This is a genomic window from Massilia sp. LXY-5 (genome assembly GCF_059801075.1).
Genome location: NZ_JBNNEH010000002.1, coordinates 1166442 through 1184262, shown reverse-complemented (window position 1 = coordinate 1184262; position 17821 = coordinate 1166442). Strand labels below are relative to the sequence as shown.

General features: G+C 66.3%; 18 protein-coding genes and 1 pseudogene. 14 read left to right on the top strand and 5 right to left on the bottom strand.

Annotated features, from left to right (window positions below; genetic code table 11):
• Positions 1-33 precede the first annotated feature (33 nt).
• Entirely contained in the window at positions 34-1152 is a 1119-nt protein-coding gene (gene ftsZ / locus ACI48I_RS08900) for a cell division protein FtsZ (RefSeq protein WP_498573950.1), read from the top strand.
• Between the two features lie 26 nt (positions 1153-1178).
• On the opposite strand, the gene ACI48I_RS08895 is transcribed toward ftsZ, so the two are convergent.
• The 4 genes from ACI48I_RS08895 to ACI48I_RS08880 form a co-directional block, all read right to left on the bottom strand.
• Positions 1179-2204 carry a hypothetical protein gene (locus ACI48I_RS08895; protein ID WP_498573949.1) on the bottom strand — a complete coding sequence of 342 codons (1026 nt, stop codon included), beginning with the start codon at positions 2202-2204 and terminating at the stop codon, positions 1179-1181.
• 6 nt (positions 2205-2210) lie between these two features.
• On the bottom strand, positions 2211-2651 hold the full coding sequence (locus ACI48I_RS08890; RefSeq protein WP_498573948.1) for a PGDYG domain-containing protein: 441 nt from the start codon (positions 2649-2651) through the stop codon (positions 2211-2213).
• Between the two features lie 61 nt (positions 2652-2712).
• Positions 2713-3402 carry a toll/interleukin-1 receptor domain-containing protein gene (locus ACI48I_RS08885; protein WP_498573947.1) on the bottom strand — a complete coding sequence of 230 codons (690 nt, stop codon included), beginning with the start codon at positions 3400-3402 and terminating at the stop codon, positions 2713-2715.
• 11 nt (positions 3403-3413) lie between these two features.
• The gene (locus tag ACI48I_RS08880) at positions 3414-4283 is read right to left on the bottom strand and encodes a Tll0287-like domain-containing protein (protein WP_498573946.1); all 870 of its coding nucleotides are present in this window, start codon (positions 4281-4283) and stop codon (positions 3414-3416) included.
• Between the two features lie 337 nt (positions 4284-4620).
• On the opposite strand from ACI48I_RS08880, the gene ACI48I_RS08875 reads away from it, so the two are divergent.
• From ACI48I_RS08875 to pcaD, 12 genes are all read left to right on the top strand, one after another.
• Positions 4621-4935: a hypothetical protein gene (locus ACI48I_RS08875; protein WP_498573945.1), complete on the top strand. Its 315-nt coding sequence runs from the start codon at positions 4621-4623 to the stop codon at positions 4933-4935.
• A 190-nt stretch (positions 4936-5125) separates the two neighbouring features.
• Complete coding sequence (locus ACI48I_RS08870) at positions 5126-6817, top strand: sigma 54-interacting transcriptional regulator (protein ID WP_498573944.1); 1692 nt, start codon at positions 5126-5128, stop codon at positions 6815-6817.
• A 213-nt stretch (positions 6818-7030) separates the two neighbouring features.
• Complete coding sequence (locus ACI48I_RS08865) at positions 7031-7279, top strand: phenol hydroxylase subunit (RefSeq protein WP_498573943.1); 249 nt, start codon at positions 7031-7033, stop codon at positions 7277-7279.
• 18 nt (positions 7280-7297) lie between these two features.
• Positions 7298-8305: an aromatic/alkene monooxygenase hydroxylase subunit beta gene (locus tag ACI48I_RS08860; protein WP_498573942.1), complete on the top strand. Its 1008-nt coding sequence runs from the start codon at positions 7298-7300 to the stop codon at positions 8303-8305.
• On the top strand, positions 8302-8574 hold the full coding sequence (locus tag ACI48I_RS08855) for an MmoB/DmpM family protein (RefSeq protein WP_193685527.1): 273 nt from the start codon (positions 8302-8304) through the stop codon (positions 8572-8574). The genes ACI48I_RS08860 and ACI48I_RS08855 overlap by 4 nt, the downstream gene beginning before the upstream one ends.
• Before the next feature lie 91 nt (positions 8575-8665).
• Positions 8666-10159, top strand: a complete 1494-nt coding sequence (locus tag ACI48I_RS08850; RefSeq protein ID WP_193689041.1) for an aromatic/alkene/methane monooxygenase hydroxylase/oxygenase subunit alpha — start codon at positions 8666-8668, stop codon at positions 10157-10159.
• A gap of 20 nt (positions 10160-10179) precedes the next feature.
• Positions 10180-10542, top strand: a complete 363-nt coding sequence (locus ACI48I_RS08845; RefSeq protein WP_498573941.1) for a phenol hydroxylase subunit P4 — start codon at positions 10180-10182, stop codon at positions 10540-10542.
• A 12-nt stretch (positions 10543-10554) separates the two neighbouring features.
• Positions 10555-11625, top strand: a complete 1071-nt coding sequence (locus ACI48I_RS08840) for an NADH:ubiquinone reductase (Na(+)-transporting) subunit F (protein WP_498573940.1) — start codon at positions 10555-10557, stop codon at positions 11623-11625.
• A 21-nt stretch (positions 11626-11646) separates the two neighbouring features.
• Complete coding sequence (locus ACI48I_RS08835) at positions 11647-12780, top strand: muconate/chloromuconate family cycloisomerase (protein ID WP_498573939.1); 1134 nt, start codon at positions 11647-11649, stop codon at positions 12778-12780.
• 32 nt (positions 12781-12812) lie between these two features.
• Entirely contained in the window at positions 12813-13103 is a 291-nt protein-coding gene (gene catC / locus ACI48I_RS08830; RefSeq protein ID WP_193685523.1) for a muconolactone Delta-isomerase, read from the top strand.
• Between the two features lie 28 nt (positions 13104-13131).
• Entirely contained in the window at positions 13132-14043 is a 912-nt protein-coding gene (gene catA / locus ACI48I_RS08825; protein WP_498573938.1) for a catechol 1,2-dioxygenase, read from the top strand.
• 12 nt (positions 14044-14055) lie between these two features.
• Positions 14056-14853, top strand: coding sequence for a 3-oxoadipate enol-lactonase (pcaD, locus tag ACI48I_RS08820; protein ID WP_498573937.1), 798 nt, complete (start codon positions 14056-14058; stop codon positions 14851-14853).
• 73 nt (positions 14854-14926) lie between these two features.
• On the opposite strand, the gene ACI48I_RS08815 is transcribed toward pcaD, so the two are convergent.
• Positions 14927-16915, bottom strand: a complete 1989-nt coding sequence (locus tag ACI48I_RS08815) for a peptidase U32 family protein (protein ID WP_498573936.1) — start codon at positions 16913-16915, stop codon at positions 14927-14929.
• A gap of 175 nt (positions 16916-17090) precedes the next feature.
• Between ACI48I_RS08815 and ACI48I_RS08810 the strand changes: the two are divergent.
• Positions 17091-17696: pseudogene (locus ACI48I_RS08810) on the top strand (CapA family protein); the annotation flags it as partial.
• Between the last annotated feature and the right edge of the window lie 125 nt (positions 17697-17821).

The following is a 17821-nucleotide window of genomic DNA, read 5'->3' as shown; positions in this document are numbered from 1 at the left end:
GGCCGAACGCTATTTCTTCAAACGGAGTCTTCCTTGTCCGAATCTACAATTCCCACCCCGGCGACGGTCATCAAAATCATCGGTGTCGGCGGTGCCGGCGGTAACGCCGTCAACCATATGGCATCCTCCGGACTGTCCACCTTCGAATTCATTTGCGCGAATACGGACGCGCAAGCCCTGTCGAATACCCGTACCGAACAACGCATCCAGCTCGGCGAGAGCGGCCTGGGCGCCGGCAGCGACCCGATGGTCGGACGCGAAAGCGCCACCCGCGAACGCAACCACATCGCCGAGGCGCTCAAGGGCGCCGACATGGTCTTCATCACCGCCGGCATGGGCGGCGGCACCGGCACCGGCGCCGCCCCCGTGGTCGCCGAAGTGGCGCGCGAGCTGGGCATCCTGACCGTCGCCGTCGTGTCGAAGCCCTTCGAATTCGAAGGCCCGCGGCGCATGCGCGTGGCCGAGGAAGGCATCGCGGCGCTGGCACGCTGCGTCGACTCGCTCATCATTGTCCTCAACAGCCGTCTCGAGGAAGTACTGGGTGAGGACGTCACGCAAAAACAGGCCTTCGCCGCGGCCGACGAGGTGCTCAGCAAGGCAGTCACCGGCATCGCGGACATCATCGCCGTACCGGGGATGATCAACGTCGATTTCGAGGACGTGCGCACGGTGATGCGCCAGACCGGCATGGCAATGATGGGCACTGCCCAGCACGCCGGCGACGACCGTGCCGCCAGGGCGGCCGAGGAGGCCATCGCCTGTCCGCTGCTCGACGGCGCCAACCTGCGCGCCGCGCGCGGGGTGCTGGTCAACATCGCCGCTTCCGAGGAAACCTTGATGCTGCGTGAAACCAAGCTCGTCATGAACACGATCTGCGCCCAGACCAACGAGGACGCCATTATCAAGTTCGGCGCGGTCTTCGACGACACGCTGGACGACGCCATGCGCGTGACGGTGGTGGCCACGGGCCTGAACCGGCCCAGCGACCTGGCGCCGGGTACGAGACGGCCATCGATTGCGCGCCCGGGCACCCAGCCGCATTCGGTCCTGCGCCAGAACGCGGTGCACGCGCCGGTCCGGCTGGCGTCGGCCCAGCAGACTGGATCGATGTCGCGCCAGTCCGCTGAACGGACCGATGAGGATACCCGGTAAGGCCGCCTGGCGGCATACCCGGGGCTTCAGCCCAGCGGCAGATGGTGCGGACGCACGAGCATATGCCAGTCGCGGTGCTCACCGAGAATCAGGCCCAAGCCGCCCTCGATGCCCGCGCGTACCCTGGCCTCGTCGCCTTCGGCATGGGCGGCCATGATGGCCGCCCTGCTCTGCCCCAGCTCGGCGGAGAGCCGGCGCGCCGTCGCGGCCAGGCGGTAGGACTCGGTCTGCGCCAGCGCGCCATGCAGCGACGCCCCGAGCGAGGGGAAGAAGATGGTGACGAAGGACAGCCACATCGAATGCACGGCGAGGTGAGCAAGCGCGCCCCCCAGCGTCAGGACGAACAGGCAGGCATTGATCTTGTGAACGCGGTGCATCAGGGCCTCGCTGCGTAGCGCCAGGTGGTCGTGGTAACCGCGCTGGGCGTCGAACTGGGCGACGGCCCAGTCCACGTACTGCCCGACAAAAGCGGGACTCGACCATGCGCCGCGCAGCGTGGCGGCGACGGCGGGCTCGTGGCGGGCGCACAATGCGTTGATCGCCGGGCTGTCGGAAACATGCAGCGCGCCTGCTCCCAGCCGGGCATACCAGCTGGGCGAGGTGCCTGCATGCGCAGGGACGGCCAGCGGCGCCACCAGCGGCAGGTAGCGTGCCAGTTCGGCCTCGGTGCGGCTGGCCAGCCACTGTCCTTGCCAGTCCTGGCGGTGCCCGCGCCGATACAGCAATCCCAGCACGGCAATCAGGACCACTTCCAGCACCGCCCAGTACGGTGCCCAGGCATGCATGGCATGCCGTCCGTTGTCCCAGCCGAGGGCCAGGGGCATCACGGCGCACAGCACCGCCATGGCGCTCAGCAGATACAGCCCCCAGAATGCGCTGCGATAGCGGTTGCCGGACCTGATCGCACAGTTGTTGCTGGCTTCCTGCGCAGGCGCGATCGCGCTCACCAGGTCGGCGATGGCCGCTGGCGGAGCCACGGCCGGCAGTTCAGCCGCCGCAGGAAAGCGCACGCCGAGGAGCAGCAGTGCCTGGATACGCTGATGAAATGCCATAAATCCCTAGTCGAGCATGGTGTAGGTCGCGGCAAAGATCTCGGCGCCGACGATACCGAAGTGGCCGTCGCCATAGTCGAGGAGCCAGTCGCCCGGCTGGCCGGACAGGCGCGACACCCCGTCGCCAAGCACGACCGCGAACGGATCGGTCATCCGGACTGCCAGCGATGGGCGCGGCACGCTGTCGTAGGCGCCAGGCGGGCCCGCCGGCCGGTAACGCTGCTCGAAGGCTGCGCGCTCGATCGGCCACTGCTCGCCGGTCGGCGCGCTCACGACGGCGTCGCCGGCGCGGGCGCGGACCGGGCCCTCGCGGGTGTGGATCGTTTCCGGCTGCGTGGCGAAACGGACCATGACGCGCATGGCACGCTTCTGGACGCGCACAACGCCGGGTTCGCCGAGCAGCGCAGGCGCACCGCCGCCCGCTCCGGCCGAATGAAATTCGCGCATCTGCATTCCCCCTGCTTGCCGTGGCGCCCGACCCGCAGATGTGCTGACGCAGCGCCTGCGCTCACTCATATCTGCCCTGGCAGCGCACGATGAAGGACTTGCGCTCAGCCGCATCGTCGATTTCATCGGCCAGCCTGGCAATGAGTTCCGCCGGCCCGGCCGCCGCGGGCGCCATGCGCCGCACCAGCACCTTCGCAATCGGACCGATCAGCCTGGCCAGGTGGCCCTCGATCCTTTCGAGCACGGCGCTGTCGATGGCGGCGGCAGCCGGCACGGGCGCCGGCAGGCGCTGCGGTGGCCTTGGCGCAGCGGACGTCAGGTCTGCAGACGTGTCCGGCCCCGTTGGCGGACGCCCGAGAAGCACGGACAGGCAGTCGCGCAACTGACCCAGATGGAAGCCGAACTCACCATCGATCGCGTCGAGCCAGTGCTGGGTGCTGATGAAATATTCCAGGCTCTTGGACAGGGGCACGTCCTCGATACGCAGCGGAAGTATATGCAGGCCCTTGTTCACGGCCCGCTCGACTTCCCGGCGCACCTGCGGAGAGCTGTTCGAATTCGACGAAAACACCAGCACCAGCACGCGCGCCGTATCGAGGGCGTCGATGATGGCTTCGGCCCAGTCCTCGCTGGGCCGGATATCGCGCGGCGCCACCCAGCATCGGATGCCGTGCGCTTCCAGGCTGTGGCAAATCGCGTCGGCGAATACCTTGTCGAAGTGCGAGTGACTGAGAAAGACGTCGTGTGCCATCCTGTCCCCGCTCAGCCCAGCATCGCCATGGCTTTTTCAAGGCTGCGGCGCATGCGGTTGAAGGCGTTGCCGAGCACCGCGATGTCGTCGTTGCCCCGGATGTCGAACGGTTCCACCTCCGCCTTCCCCGCGCTGACTGCGTCGGCGATCCGGGTGATCCTGCGCATGGGGCGCAGGATAAAGCGATAGATGACCAGATTGACGACCAGCAGCAGTCCGGCGAAGGTCGCCACCATCCCGGTCATGATCACATTGAACACGCGGTCAGCCTGCGCCATGGGCACAGCCAGCGGCACCGACACGATCTGGCTCCCGACTGTTTCGCCGAGTTTCCAGCCAAATCCATTGGCGTCGCCATACAGGGCGCGCATGGACGTTGGCGCGGCGGATGGCACGCTATGGCAGGCCAGGCACTGGGCGTCCCTGATCCGGATCGGCCGCGCGAGGAACAGCGATTGACCGGTCGGCGTCGCGCGCTCGCCCACCACTTCCTTCAGGTCGGGATGATCGCGCAGGTTACGCACGACGTCGGCCTCCCACTCCACCACGCGGTCGCGCGGATTGGTCGGGTTCAGCGTCGCCTCCTTGTAGCTGTACTCCTTGAACGCCGCCTGCATCCTGGAGAAACTCTGCGTCGCGGCATACGAGGGCACCGTCTGGGGCAGGAATTCCTTGTGGAGCCGCGCTTCCAGGAGGGGCTTGATCTCCGCACTGGTGTAGCTGCGCGCCGCCAATGCCGCTTCCATCATCAGGCTGGCGTGGCTCATCACTTCACGCTTCGCGTTTTCTTGCAATACGTTTTTGCTGATCAGGCCGGTTATCGTCAAGCCGGCACAAAACACCGCAGCCAGGGAAAGATTGACTTTCAGTAGGAGGTGCATGGCCTGCCTTTACGGAGAACGGCGATAGAAGATGTACGAATCATAACATTCAGCTATTGCCATGCTAGCAAATATTATTGTTTGGGCATCAGATGCAGCTGGTCCCGTGGCGCTAACGCATCATGCGAGTCAATGTCCCTGTCACCGGCACTGTCGTTCGCCGTCGGGGATCAAGCCATCTCCTATGCCTTAGGGAAATATCCCACATCACCATAAAGAATTGGCGTCCGATGGTGCGCTGCACAATAATTGATCAGTCTGTCCTATTCTCCTCCAGGAAATAGACTCAGCCCGCGAGTTCGCTGGCGGGCTTCTCCACTCTAAAATTAAAGAACTGATGATGAAGAAATCGATCGCACTTCTCTGCTTCGCGCTCTGCACCGGTGCCGGCTCCGCAGCCCAGGCCGCAAACAATGGCGACGCCGCCTGCACGCAGCTCTCTTCCGACATCGCTGCCCGGAGCGCCCTCTTCGTGAAAGTCGCCGACGCTGCGCCGGACCTGACCGACATCATGCCGTCGGCCCCTGCAGCCCTGCGTCAACGTGTCCACGACAAAACGCTGGCATTACATAATATTGCCAACGAAATCTGGTCGTTGCGCACGCGCATGGCCTATCTTGATTGCACCCAGGCCGGGACCTTCGCTTACTGAGCGGCATCGCGCCGCAGCGCGGCGCCGTCGCGCACCAAGTGGTAGCGCAGGCCGCCGGCATGGCACTTCATTATTTGGTGAACCGGCCTCATGAAATCGTGACGTGCGGATTCCGGAACATCGCTGACGAGGCTGGGCATCTGTGGCACTATGCGCCGATAACATCGATGAACACGCTGGAGGCGCAGTAGTGGGAAACCCGCAGTTACCTTCGAATGAGGACCTGCTCGCGCAGATACGTTTCGATCCAGACCAGGGCACCATCTGGCTGTCCGAGCAGCGCGTGATGCTCAACCATGCGGGCGTTTGGGGCGCGCTGCGCGACGAGCTGGTAGAGACCATGGGCATGCAGCGCGCGCGCGCCCTGCTGATGCGCTACGGCTACCAGACCGGATTGCGCGATGCGGAACTGGCCCGCAAACTGCGGCCGGACCTGCCGGTCGAACAAGCCTTCATGGTGGGGCCGCAACTGCACAGCATACGCGGCCTCGTGCACGTGACGCCGCTGGAGCTGGAGTTCGACCTCGCCAAGGGGAGCTATTTCGGGCGCTTCGAGTGGCGCAATTCGTTCGAGGCGCAGGTCTACCTCCAGCACCACGACACCAGCAAGGAGCCGGTGTGCTGGAGCCAGCTTGGCTACGCCAGCGGCTATACCACCTATTTCATGGGGCGCTCCATTATCTACAAAGAGGTGGCCTGCGCCGGCTGTGGCAGCACGCATTGCGAAATCGTGGGAAAACCGGCCGAGGAATGGGAAGACCACGCCGAAACGCAGCGGCTGCTGATGCGCGATTCGATGGCCGAAGAACTGTTCGCCCTGCAAAGCCAGCTGAGCGAACTGCGGGAAGCCGTGCAAGCCAGCGAGCAGGACACCCCGGCCAATTCCGTGGGGCGCTCGCGCGCCTTCCGCGAAGCGAGCCAGCTGATCCGGCGCGCGGCGGCAAGCAAGGCCAATGTGCTGCTGCTGGGCGAAACCGGCGTGGGCAAGGAAGTGTTCGCGCGCGCGCTGCACGCGGGTTCGCCGCGCGCGGAGCAGCCCTTTGTCGCGGTCAACTGCGCCAGCATTCCGCCGGACCTGATCGAAGCGGAGCTGTTCGGCGTGGAGAAAGGGGCGTACACGGGCGCCACCGTCAGCCGGCCCGGCAAGTTCGAGCGCGCCAACCGTGGCACCATCTTCCTCGACGAAGTCGTCGAACTGTCGGCGCGCGCCCAGGCCTCGCTGCTGCGCGTGCTGCAGGAAGGAGAACTGGAACGCGTGGGCGGCACGCACAGCCAGAAAATCGACGTGCGCATCGTCGCCGCCACCAACGAGGACCTGCAGCAGGCGGTGGCCAACGGCAAGTTCAGGATGGACCTGTACTACCGCCTGAACGTCTATCCCGTCCACATCCCGCCCCTGCGCGAGCGCACCGACGATATCCCCCTGCTGACGGAACACTTCGTCGGAAAGTACAACGCCGTGTACGGCAAGCGCATCCTGGGCGTATCGGACAAGGCCCTGCAGGCGCTGATGCACTATGCATGGCCGGGCAACATCCGCGAGCTGGAGAACATGATGGAGCGCGGCGTCATCCTCACCGACAGCAACCAGATGATCGACGTCCATACGCTGTTTCCGACCCTCGCCGAAGCCGGCGGCATGAAGGCCATCGCCCCGTCCGGCCACCTGCATACGCCGCCCGCGCCGGGCGCCGCCTCCAGCCCGGACACGCTGTGCGAACAACTGCTGAATAACGAGTTCAAGCTGGACCAGTTCGAAGCGCGCCTGATCCACACGGCCATGGCCAGGGCCGCAGGCAACGTCACCCAGGCCGCCCGCCTGCTCGGCATCACGCGTCCTCAGCTCGCCTACCGGCTGGACAAGCTGAAACTGCCCAAGTAGCGTCCCCGCGCCCGGCGTCGCCGCCGCGGCGCGCCTCCCTCCCTCCCCGCCTGCGCATTTGCTGAATCCCGCCCGCGGCGCCTCATCAAATCGTGAACCCCACCTGCCGCGCCGCCCGGGCGCGGACATGTCTTTCCTTTAAATTCAATCACTTGGCCTCCTGGCACACCAGTTGCTATAGCTCTTGTTCAGCCATAGAAAACAGGAGGAGACATGAATCCGTTACCCGACATGCCCAGCCGCTTCGTGCGCGTCACGTCGCGCGATGCCGACTGGGTCCAGTTCGAATTCTCGATCGGCGACCCCGACCTTTGCGTCGAGCTGACGATGCGGCCGGCCCAGTACGAGACCTTCCGCCGGCGGCAGTGTGCTCTGGTGCTGCCGGACCTTCCCGCCACCCAGCTCGAACACGAACGGCGCCACTGGCACGAGAGCGTGCCCGGCGCCTGCCCCCACGACTAAAACAACCAGGAGACCAGCATGCAAATCGACATACGGACCGACAGCGTCAAGCCTGTCCGCCAGACCTTCGCCAACATCGCGCGCCGCCTCGGCGCGGACAAGCCGGCCACCCGCTACCAGGAAGCGATGTACGACCTGCAGCCCGAGGCCAACTTCCACTACCGCCCGCTGTGGCAGCCGGAATACGAGCTGTACGACAAGCGCCGCACAGCCGTCGTCATGGCCGACTGGTATGCGTTGAAGGACCCGCGCCAGTTCTACTACGGCACCTGGGTGAACACCCGGGCGCGCCAGCAGGAGTCGATGGAAAAGAACCTCGAATTCCTCGAACAGCGCGCACTGCTGGCCGCCTTGCCCGAGCCGACGAAGGAACTGCTGGCCACGACCCTGGTCGTGCTGCGCCATACCGAGTGGGCCGCCAACATGAACAACGCCTACGTCACCGCGTACGGCTACGGTTCCGCCATTACGGAGGCGACCATGTTCCACACCATGGACCGCCTGGCGCTGGCCCAGTACCTCACCCGCATCGGACTGCTCATCGGCGGCAAGCCGGCGGTCGCGGCAGCCAGGGACGCCTGGCTGCAGGACGCGGCATGGCAACCCGTACGCCATGCCGTGGAAGACCTGATGGTGTGCCAGGACTGGTTCGAACTGTTCGTCGCGCAGAACCTGGTGCTGGACGGCCTCGTCTACCCGCTGTTCTACCAGAAGCTGGACGCGCAGCTGGCCCTCGAGCACGGTCCCGCCTGCGCGCTCGCCACAGACTTCATGCGCGTCTGGCATGCCGAGACCGCACGCTGGGTCGATGCGGTCGTCAAAGCCGCCGTCCAGGAAAGCCCTGCCAACGCCGCCACCATCTCGCGCTTCGCCTTCGCATGGCTCGACCGCTTCGAACCGGCACTGGCCCAGGTCGCGGAGCGCCTGTTCGGCCCCGATGGCGGCGACGTCCTTGCGGCCGTGGCGGCGCCGCTGGAAAAACGCCTGTCCGGCCTCGGCCTGTCCCGTGAAGGAGCCGCATCGTGAGCGATCAACTCGTCTTCATCGCGCTGCAGACCAACGAGGACACGCGTGCCGTAATCGAGGCCATCGAGACCGACAACCCGCACGCGACCGTGCACCGCTTTCCCGCGATGGTGAAGATCGATGCACCGGGCCGCCTCGAGATCAACCGCGCCACCATCGAGGACCTGATCGGCCGCAACTGGGACATGCAGGAGCTGCAGCTCGGCCTGATCTCGTTGGCCGGCAACATCGACGAAACCGAAGACCAGCTCGTGCTGGCCTGGCGCTGAATACAACGACAAGGAGACAAACATGAATACCGCAAGCACGCAGGCACAGGGCCAGGCTGGCCAGGCCAAGGCCCAGGCCACGTCGGCGAAGATGTCGATCAAGGAAAAATATGCCCTGCTCACCCGCGACCTGGGCTGGGACACCACCTACCAATCGATGGACGCCGTCTTCCCTCAAGATAAATTCGAAGGCATCGTGATCCACAACTGGGACGGCTGGGAAGACCCCTTCCGCATGACGATGGACGCGTACTGGAAGTTCCAGTCGGAGAAGGAGCGCAAGCTGTACGCCATCATCGACGCCTTCCAGCAGAACAACGGCCAGCTCAACGTGACGGATGCGCGCTACGTGAACGCCCTCAAGCTGTTCCTGACCGGCGTCTCGCCGCTGGAATACGCCGCCCACCGCGGCTTCGCCATGGCCGGCCGCAACCTGCGCGGCGCCGGCGCCCGCGTGGCCTGCCAGATGCAGTCCGTGGACGAACTGCGCCACTGCCAGACCCAGGTCCACACGATCAGCCAGTACAACAAGTTCTTCAACGGCTTCGAGGACTGGACCCACATGCACGACCGCCTGTGGTACCTGTCCGTGCCCAAGTCCTACTTCGAGGACGCGATGACGGCGGGACCCTTCGAATTCATCACCGCCATCTCGTTCTCGTTCGAGTACGTGCTGACCAACCTGCTGTTCATGCCCTTCATGTCGGGCGCCGCCTTCAACGGCGACATGGCCACCGTCACCTTCGGCTTCTCGGCCCAGTCCGACGAGTCGCGCCACATGACGCTCGGCCTCGAAGTGGTGAAGTTCATGCTGGAGCAGGATCCGGCCAACCTGCCGATCATCCAGAAGTGGGTGGACAAGTGGTTCTGGCGCGGCTACCGCCTGCTCACGCTGGTGGCCATGATGATGGACTACATGCTGCCCAAGAAGGTGATGAGCTGGAAGGAAGCGTGGGAGATGTATTTCGAACAGAACGGCGGCGCCCTGTTCGCCGACCTGGCCCGCTACGGCGTGCGCATGCCGAAGTACCACGAACAGGCCGCGCAGGAAAAGGATCACCTGTCGCACATCGCCTGGTCGATCTTCTACAACTTCAACCATGCCGCCGCCATCCACACCTGGGTGCCGGAAGAAAACGAGCTGGATTGGCTGAAGGCGCAGTACCCGGACACGTTCGAGGAACACCACCTGCCGCACCTGCGCTACTGGCAGGAACAGCACAAGGCCGGCAAGCGATGGACCAATCCGGGCCTGCCGATGCTGTGCCAGCTCTGCCAGGTCCCGATGGCCTTTCGCGAACCAGGCGACCCGACCCAGGTTTGCTACCGCGAGGTCAAGTACGAAGGCGAGAACTACCACTTCTGCTCGGACGGCTGCTGCGACATCTTCAAGAACGAACCGGAAAAGTATGTACAGGCGTGGCTGCCGGTGCATCAGATTTTCCAGGGCAACTGCGGCGGCCCCACCCTGCCCGAGGTGCTCGACTGGTACCACCTGAAACCCGAGGCCGCCGGCGACTACGCCGACTCGGCCGACCGCGCCAACTGGGAGCGCTGGACCAACGACAACCCTAAAGCCGCCTGAGCGGCACGCGAGGAGACATCATGCCAGTCATCGCATTAGCACCAGACTACCGCGGCGAAGTCCGAGACCGCGTCGAGAACTTCCACGGCAACCAGCTCGTGTACTTCGGCTGGGACCGTCGGATGCTGTTCTGCAGCCCCTTCACGCTGCCGCTGCCGCCCGACATGCCATTCAAGACCCTGGTGAGCGACGTGCTCACGCCGCTCCTGGCCGCGCATCCCGAAGGCGCTTCCATCGACTGGAGCACGGCGACCTGGCTGCGCGCCGGCCAGCCCTTCGTGCCCGAGCTTGAGGCCAGCCTGGTGGCCAATGGCCTGGGCCATAAAACCGTGCTGCGCCTGCAAACCCCGCAACCGGCCGGCGTCGGCGGCAGCGGCAACTGAACGGAGGACACCATGAGCTACCAATTGACGATCGAACCGCTGGGCCAGACCGTGGAGGTGGCCGAAGGCCAGACCATCCTGGACGCCTGCCTGCGCGCCGGCATCTGGCTGCCGCACGCCTGCGGCCACGGCCTGTGCGGCACCTGCAAGGTGCAGGCCAGCGGCGGTGAACTGGAACACGGCGAGGCCTCGCCCTTCGCCCTGATGGACTTCGAGCGCGACGAGGGCAAATGCCTGGCCTGCACCGCGACCGTGCAGACGGACATCATCATCGAAGCCGACATCGATCCCGATCCGGACGCGCAATGCCTGCCGCTGATGGACTACCAGGCCCGCGTGGCGCGCATCGAGACCCTCACGCCGACAATCAAGGGCGTGTTCCTCGAGATCGAGCACGAGCACGGTGACGCCGCGCTGCGCTTCCAGCCGGGCCAGTACGTGAACCTGTGGCTGGCGGGGGAAGCGGCGCCGCGCGCGTTTTCCATCGCTTCCGCGCCATCGTCGCGCGAGGTCGAGCTGAACATCCGGCTGGTGCCGGGCGGGAAAGTGACCTCCTACGTCCACGACGGGCTGCGGATCGGCGAGCAGGTGATGCTGTCGGGACCGCTGGGCCGCTTCTTCGTGCGCAAGAGCGACCCTCGGCCGCTGCTGTTCATCGCCGGCGGCTCGGGGCTGTCCAGCCCGCGCTCGATGGTGCTCGACCTGCTCGAGTCCGGCGACACCCGCCCGATCCGCCTGATCCAGGGCGCACGCACCCTGGACGAGCTGTATTACCGGGCCGAGTTCGAGCAACTGGCCGCGCGCCATCCGAACTTCGAGTACCTGCCGGTGCTGTCGGGCGAGCCGCAGGATTCGGCGTGGGCCGGCGAACGCGGCTACGTGCACGAACTGGCCGGGCGCCACTTCGAACAGGACTTCCGCGGCTGGCGCGCCTACCTGTGCGGGCCGCCGCCGATGATCGAGGCGAGCATCGCGGCACTGATGCAGGGCCGGCTGTTCGAAAAGGACATCTTCACGGAGAAGTTCCTGTCCGCAGCGGACGCCGGCCAGGCCGTGCGCAGCCCGCTGTTCCGTTCACTTTGAGAACCGCATGATGAGGATTGCATGAGCACCAACGAACACCGCATCGACAGCGTCGAGGTACTGCTGCTCGACGTTCCGACCATCCGCCCGCACCAGCTGTCCATGGCCACCATGCGGACCCAGAACATCGTGCTGGTGCGCATACGCTGCAGCGACGGCATCACGGGCTGGGGCGAAGCCAGCACCATCGGCGGCCTGGCCTACGGCGAAGAAAGCCCGGAAAGCATGCGCGCCAATATCGAGACCTACATGGTCCCGATCCTGGTCGGCGCCGACGCCGCCAGCCCGGGCGCGCGCATGCTGGACCTGCGCAGCCGCCTGCAGGGCAACCGCTTCGCCCTGTGTGCGATCGAAACCGCGCTGTTCGACGCGCAGGCGCGCCGTCTCGGCGTACCGCTGTCCACGCTGTTCGGCGGCCGGGTGCGCGACAGCCTGCCCGTCGCCTGGACGCTGGCCAGCGGCGACACGGCGCGCGACGTCGAGGAAGCCGAACGGATGCTGGACCTGCGCCGCCACAACGTGTTCAAGCTGAAGATCGGCAAGCGTTCCGTGCGCAGCGACGTCGCCCACGTGACCGCCATCAAGCGCACCCTGGGCGAGCGCGCCAGCGTCCGCGTGGACGTCAACCAGGCCTGGGGCGAGGCCGATGCCGTGCTGGGCATGCGCCTGCTGCACGACGCCGGCGCCGACCTGCTGGAGCAGCCCATCGCCGCCGCCAACATCGAGGGCATGCGCCGCCTGCGCGACATGAACCTGGTGCCGGTGATGGCGGACGAGGCGCTGCACGGGCCGGTCGACGCCTTCCGCCTGGCGGAGCGGCGCGCGGCCGACGTCTTCGCCGTCAAGATCACGCAGTCGGGCGGCCTCACCGGCGCGCAGGAGGTCGCGGCCATCGCCCGCGCGGCCGACGTGGCGCTGTACGGCGGCACGATGCTCGAAGGCGCGGTCGGCACCATCGCCTCGGCCCAGCTGTTTGCCACCTTCCCGGCGCTGGCCTGGGGCACGGAACTGTTCGGGCCCCTGCTGCTGACCGAGGAAATCCTGACCACGCCGCTGGAGTACCGCGACTTCGCGCTACGCCTGCCGACCGGCCCGGGCCTCGGCATCGAGCTCGACGACGACAAGCTCGCCTTCCTGCGCCGCAAGGACCGGTAGGCGCGCACATTTTTATCGATTCAGGAGACACCATGCTGTTCAAAGTATCCATGACGGTCCGCCTGCCGCACGACATGCCGCAGGCGCATGCGGATGAACTGAAGGCCACCGAACGCGCCGTCGCGCAGCAGCTGCAGCGCAGCGGCAAATGGCGCCACCTGTGGCGCGTGGCTGGCCGCTACGCCAACGTCAGCATCTTCGACGTGTCCGGCGCGGACGAGCTGCACGCCCTGCTGACCGCGCTCCCCCTTTTTCCCTATATGGACGTGGAGGTGGAGGCCCTGTGCCGCCATCCTTCGTCGATCCATGACGACGACCGCTGAACCACCCATAACAAGCAAGGAGACAGACATGAACAAGCAAGCCATCGCAGCACTGCTGGACAAGATCGAAAGCACGGAAACGGCCAGCGGCAACCCGCGCGTGCAGGCCGTCGTCAACCGCATCGTGCGCCACCTGTTCGCAACGATCGAGGAGATGGACGTCCAGCCCGACGAATTCTGGAGCGCGGTCGGCTACCTGACCGAAGCCGGCCGCAACGGCGAATGGGGATTGATCGCGGCCGGACTGGGCTTCGAGCACTTCCTCGACCTGCGCATGGACGAGGCGGAAGAGCGCGCCGGCCTCTCCGGCGGGACGCCGCGCACGATCGAAGGGCCGCTGTACGTCGCCGGCGCCCCCGAATCGGTGGGCAGCGCACGCCTGGACCAGGACGAGCAGCCGGGCGAGGTGCTGTTCATGCAAGGCCAGGTCCGCGGCGCCGACGGCAGCCCCGTGGCGGGCGCATTGGTGGAAGTGTGGCACGCGAACCACCTGGGCGGCTATTCGTTCTTCGATCCCACCCAGAGCCCGTACAACCTGCGCCGCTCGATCCGCACGGATGCCGACGGCCGCTACCGCTTCCGCAGCAAGGTGCCCGTCGGCTACAGCGTGCCGCCAGGCGGCTCGACCGAAAAGCTGCTGACGCTGCTGGGCCGTCACGGCACCCGCCCCGCGCACATCCATTTCTTCGTGACGGCACCTGGCCACCGCAAGCTGACCACGCAGATCAACATCGATGGCGATCCCTACCTGTGGGACGACTTTGCCTTCGCCACCCGCGAGGGCCTGGTGCCGGCGATGCGCAAGGTGGACGACGCCGCCGCGCTGCGCGCCAGGGAAGTCGACGCGCCCTACTATGCGATCGACTTCGATTTCGACCTGCAGGCGGCGCGCGACGGCCTTCCAGCCGACCAGATCGAGCGCGCGCACTTCGAGGCCTGAAGGGAGCGACCGATGCGGCTACTGGATCCTGGCGCGCGACAGCTCGCCTACACGCTGGAAGGCCCCGAGGGCGCACCGGTCGTGATGTTCTCGAACTCCCTCGGCACTACCGCGTCGTCGTGGCAGCCGCAGGCCGACCTGCTGTCGCGGCACCTGCGGGTGCTGCGCTACGACACGCGCGGCCATGGGATGAGCGGCCTGGCCGACGCGCAAGCGCACGGCCCTGGCCGAGGCTATACGCTCGCCCAACTCGGCGGCGACGTGCTGCGCCTGCTGGACGCGCTGGACATCGAGACCGTCGACTTCTGCGGCATCTCGATGGGCGGTCTCACCGGCTTGTGGCTGGGCGTCCATGCCGGTCCGAGGCTGCGACGGCTGGTCGTTGCCAATAGCGCGGCCCGGATCGGGACGGCAGAAGGCTGGACAGCGCGCGCGGATCAGGTGCTGGCGCAGGGCATGGATCCGATCGCGGCCGGCGCGGCCGAACGGTGGTTCACGCCCGACTTCCGCGCACGCGTCCCGGCGGCCGTGGACGGGCTGGTCGGCCAATTGCAGGCTTGCGATCCGCAGGGCTATGCGGCCTGCTGCCTGGCCCTGGCGGAGGCCGACCTGCGCGCGGAGCTCGCCGCGATCTCCGTGCCGACACTGCTGGTCGCCGGCCGCGAGGATCCGGTAACCACCGTGGACGACGCGCGCTGGATGGAGGCGCGGATCGCCGGCGCGGAATGCGTCGAGCTGCCGGCTTCGCACCTGTCCAGCGTCGAGGCGGAGCCGGAGTTCACCCGACACCTGCAACGGTTCCTGGAATGAGGGGACGGGCGGCAGGCTTCAAGCAGTCCCAGGCCGGGACACCAGCTTCGTGCCGGCCACTGTCCGCAAGACTTCACGCGGGCCGGCGGCGATGGAAGGTCAGCGGGCTCACCGAACCATATGGCACCGCGGACGGCGGTGGCGAGCGCAAAATGCCGGGCTTCATCGCCCCGACGACGTGCATCTCGCAGGGCTTGCAATCGAAGCGCAGCGTGTAGGTGTCCTCGCCCGTGCTCAAGGTCATCGGCTCGGCCTTCACCTGCCCTTGCACCCCCTGCACGCCCTTGGCCTGTTTCGGGCACAGGTTGAACGAGAAGCGCAGGCAGTGCTTGGTGATCATCAGCGACACCTCGCCCGCCTCTTCATGCGCTTCGTAGGCCGCGTCGATCAGGCCCACGCCATGCTTGCGGTAGAAGGCACGCGCCTTTTCGTTGTAGACGTTGGCCAGGTAGGACAGCTGGGTCGCCGGATACACGGCGGGCGGTTCAAGCGGCGCCTTGCGTTCCGGTCGCTCCCATGCGGCCAGCCGGGCCGCCTCATGTGCCGCCACGGCATCGCGCCGCAAGGCATTGATGGCGGCGGCGGGCACGAACCACGGCTGCGACAGCTCCAGGGCGATGCCGTCGGCTTCGAACATCGTGTTGCCCAGCTTGGTCAGGCTGGTACGCAGCGCCGCATCGGCCTGATCAAGGTTGTGCGCCGGCTGCAGCGGCAGCTGCGCGCGCGTGATTGATTGGATGCCGTCCTCGTCGCGCAGGGTCAGCGCCAGGCCGTCATCAAGCTCCGACAGGGTCAGGTGCAGTGCCACCTTGCGGTCGGCCGAACGTTTGCTGAGCGCCGCTTCCCACTGGTGGTCGCGGTTGCGGTGGACCTGCGTACCCGGCTTCAGGCCGGGCAAGCTGCTCACGGGCTCGTTCGGGAACACGCGCCAGCGCTGGCCCTCCTCGCTCTCTCCCAGCTTCTGCACCGTGTTGACCCCGATGCCGACGCTGGTGCGCTTGTTCATGTAGTTCAGGCCGTCGCCGTTGGCCAGCGGCGCGTCGGTCATCATCTCGAACTCGTCGATGCCCACCCTGGTGACGGTGCCGACTTCCACGCCCAGGTATTTCGGCGAATCGAAGGCGCCGATGTCGTCCTGGCGCCCTTGCGCGAAATAGTCGGTGTGGCCGCGATTGAAATTCTTGTCGACGTCGGGCGTGAAGAAGATCTGCGTGTGCCCGCTGGCGGCGCGCACGAAACCAGAACGACCCGCCGCGCGGCGCTCCAGGATCTCGTCCAGCAGCAGGCGGTAGTGGGCCGTGATGTTCTTCACGTAGCCCATGTCCTTGTAGCGGCCCTCGATCTTGAACGAGCGGATGCCGGCGTCGATCAGCGCTTCCAGGTTGCGGCTCTGGTCATTGTCCTTCATGGACAGCAGGTGCTTGTCGTAGGCCACCACGCCGCCCTTCCCGTCCGTCAGCGTGTAGGGCAGCCGGCAGGCCTGGGAACAGTCACCGCGGTTCGCGCTGCGGCCGGTGTCCGCATGCGAGATATAGCACTGCCCGGAAAACGCGACGCACAGGGCGCCATGGATGAAGTATTCGAGCGGCGTGTCCACCTCTGCGCGAATCTTGCGGATCTGTTCGATGGTCAGCTCGCGTGCCAGCACCAGCTGGGAGAAGCCGACGTCACCCAGGAACTTCGCTTTCTCCACGGTGCGGATGTCGCACTGCGTGCTGGCGTGCAGCTGGATCGGCGGCAGGTCGAGTTCGAGCAGTCCCATGTCCTGGACGATCAGCGCATCGACGCCCGCCTCGTACAGCTGCCAGACCTGCTCGCGCGCCAGATCGAGCTCGGCGTCGTGCATGATCGTGTTCATCGTGACGAAGATCCGGGCGCGGTAGCGGTGCGCGAACTGCACCAGGCTGGCGATCTCCTCCAGGGAATTGCTGGCATTGTGGCGGGCGCCGAAGGCCGGGCCGCCGATGTAGACGGCGTCGGCGCCGTGCAGGATGGCCTCGCGGCCGATCTCGGCGGTTTTGGCGGGGGACAGCAATTCGAGCTGGTGGTCTAGTAGAGACATGGCACGTTCCTCGTCGACGAAGGCGTCGATTATAGCTTTGGAGGGGACGGCGTGTCATCGGCGCCGGGTTGGCAGAGGCGTGTTCGCATTTCAGACAAAAGCATGTGCCGATATCTCGTGTCACACTTGCACTGCGGCCGATCCAGGGCCGGCGTATCCATGAAGGAGCATCGTCATGCCAACGCAAGCACGCTCGGGCGGCATCACCCTGTTCTTGTGCGGCGACCTCATGACCGGGCGCGGCATCGACCAGATCCTGCCGCACCCCGGAAAGCCGCGCCTGTTCGAACCCTGGATGCGCTCGGCACTCGGCTATGTGCAACTGGCCGAGGAGACCAACGGCCCGATCGGCCGGCCGGTCGACTTTGCCTACATCTGGGGCGACGCCCTCGATGCCTTGCGCCGTACCGGGCCGGACCTGCGCATCGTCAACCTGGAGACTGCGGTCACCGCCAGCAAGGATGCCTGGCCCGGCAAAGGCATCCACTACCGCATGCACCCCGCTAACCTGCCCTGCCTCGCCGCGGCCGGCATCGACTGCTGCGTACTGGCCAACAACCATGTGCTGGACTGGGGCACGCAAGGCCTGAAGGAAACGCTCGACAGCCTGCGCCGCGCCGGCATCGCGACGGCCGGCGCAGGGCTCGATGAGGCCGGCGCCGCGGCACCGGCCCTGCTCGATGTACCGGGCAAGGGCCGGGTATGGGTGTTCGCGTGGGCCATGGAAGACAGCGGCGTGCCCGCGGACTGGCGTGCGGGTCCGTCCCGCCCTGGCGTGAACCTGTCGCATGAGGCCTCCTGCATGCCATTTGGTCGGGCCCAGACATGGAACATCTCTTCCGTATCCGTGTCAGCCCCGTGCAGCAGCGTAAAGGCCGTGTCGAACAACCACTGATGACGTCCGCA

Coding starts and splice junctions, on each gene's coding strand:
- ACI48I_RS08865 (WP_498573943.1), top strand. CDS start 7,031: ATGAATCCGTTACCCGACATGCCCAGCCGCTTCGTGCGCGTCACGTCG.
- ACI48I_RS08895 (WP_498573949.1), bottom strand. CDS start 2,204: ATGGCATTTCATCAGCGTATCCAGGCACTGCTGCTCCTCGGCGTGCGC.
- ACI48I_RS08840 (WP_498573940.1), top strand. CDS start 10,555: ATGAGCTACCAATTGACGATCGAACCGCTGGGCCAGACCGTGGAGGTG.
- catA (WP_498573938.1), top strand. CDS start 13,132: ATGAACAAGCAAGCCATCGCAGCACTGCTGGACAAGATCGAAAGCACG.
- pcaD (WP_498573937.1), top strand. CDS start 14,056: ATGCGGCTACTGGATCCTGGCGCGCGACAGCTCGCCTACACGCTGGAA.
- ACI48I_RS08815 (WP_498573936.1), bottom strand. CDS start 16,915: ATGTCTCTACTAGACCACCAGCTCGAATTGCTGTCCCCCGCCAAAACC.
- ACI48I_RS08835 (WP_498573939.1), top strand. CDS start 11,647: ATGAGCACCAACGAACACCGCATCGACAGCGTCGAGGTACTGCTGCTC.
- ACI48I_RS08860 (WP_498573942.1), top strand. CDS start 7,298: ATGCAAATCGACATACGGACCGACAGCGTCAAGCCTGTCCGCCAGACC.
- ACI48I_RS08850 (WP_193689041.1), top strand. CDS start 8,666: ATGTCGATCAAGGAAAAATATGCCCTGCTCACCCGCGACCTGGGCTGG.
- ACI48I_RS08880 (WP_498573946.1), bottom strand. CDS start 4,283: ATGCACCTCCTACTGAAAGTCAATCTTTCCCTGGCTGCGGTGTTTTGT.
- ACI48I_RS08845 (WP_498573941.1), top strand. CDS start 10,180: ATGCCAGTCATCGCATTAGCACCAGACTACCGCGGCGAAGTCCGAGAC.
- ACI48I_RS08885 (WP_498573947.1), bottom strand. CDS start 3,402: ATGGCACACGACGTCTTTCTCAGTCACTCGCACTTCGACAAGGTATTC.
- ACI48I_RS08890 (WP_498573948.1), bottom strand. CDS start 2,651: ATGCGCGAATTTCATTCGGCCGGAGCGGGCGGCGGTGCGCCTGCGCTG.
- ACI48I_RS08875 (WP_498573945.1), top strand. CDS start 4,621: ATGATGAAGAAATCGATCGCACTTCTCTGCTTCGCGCTCTGCACCGGT.
- catC (WP_193685523.1), top strand. CDS start 12,813: ATGCTGTTCAAAGTATCCATGACGGTCCGCCTGCCGCACGACATGCCG.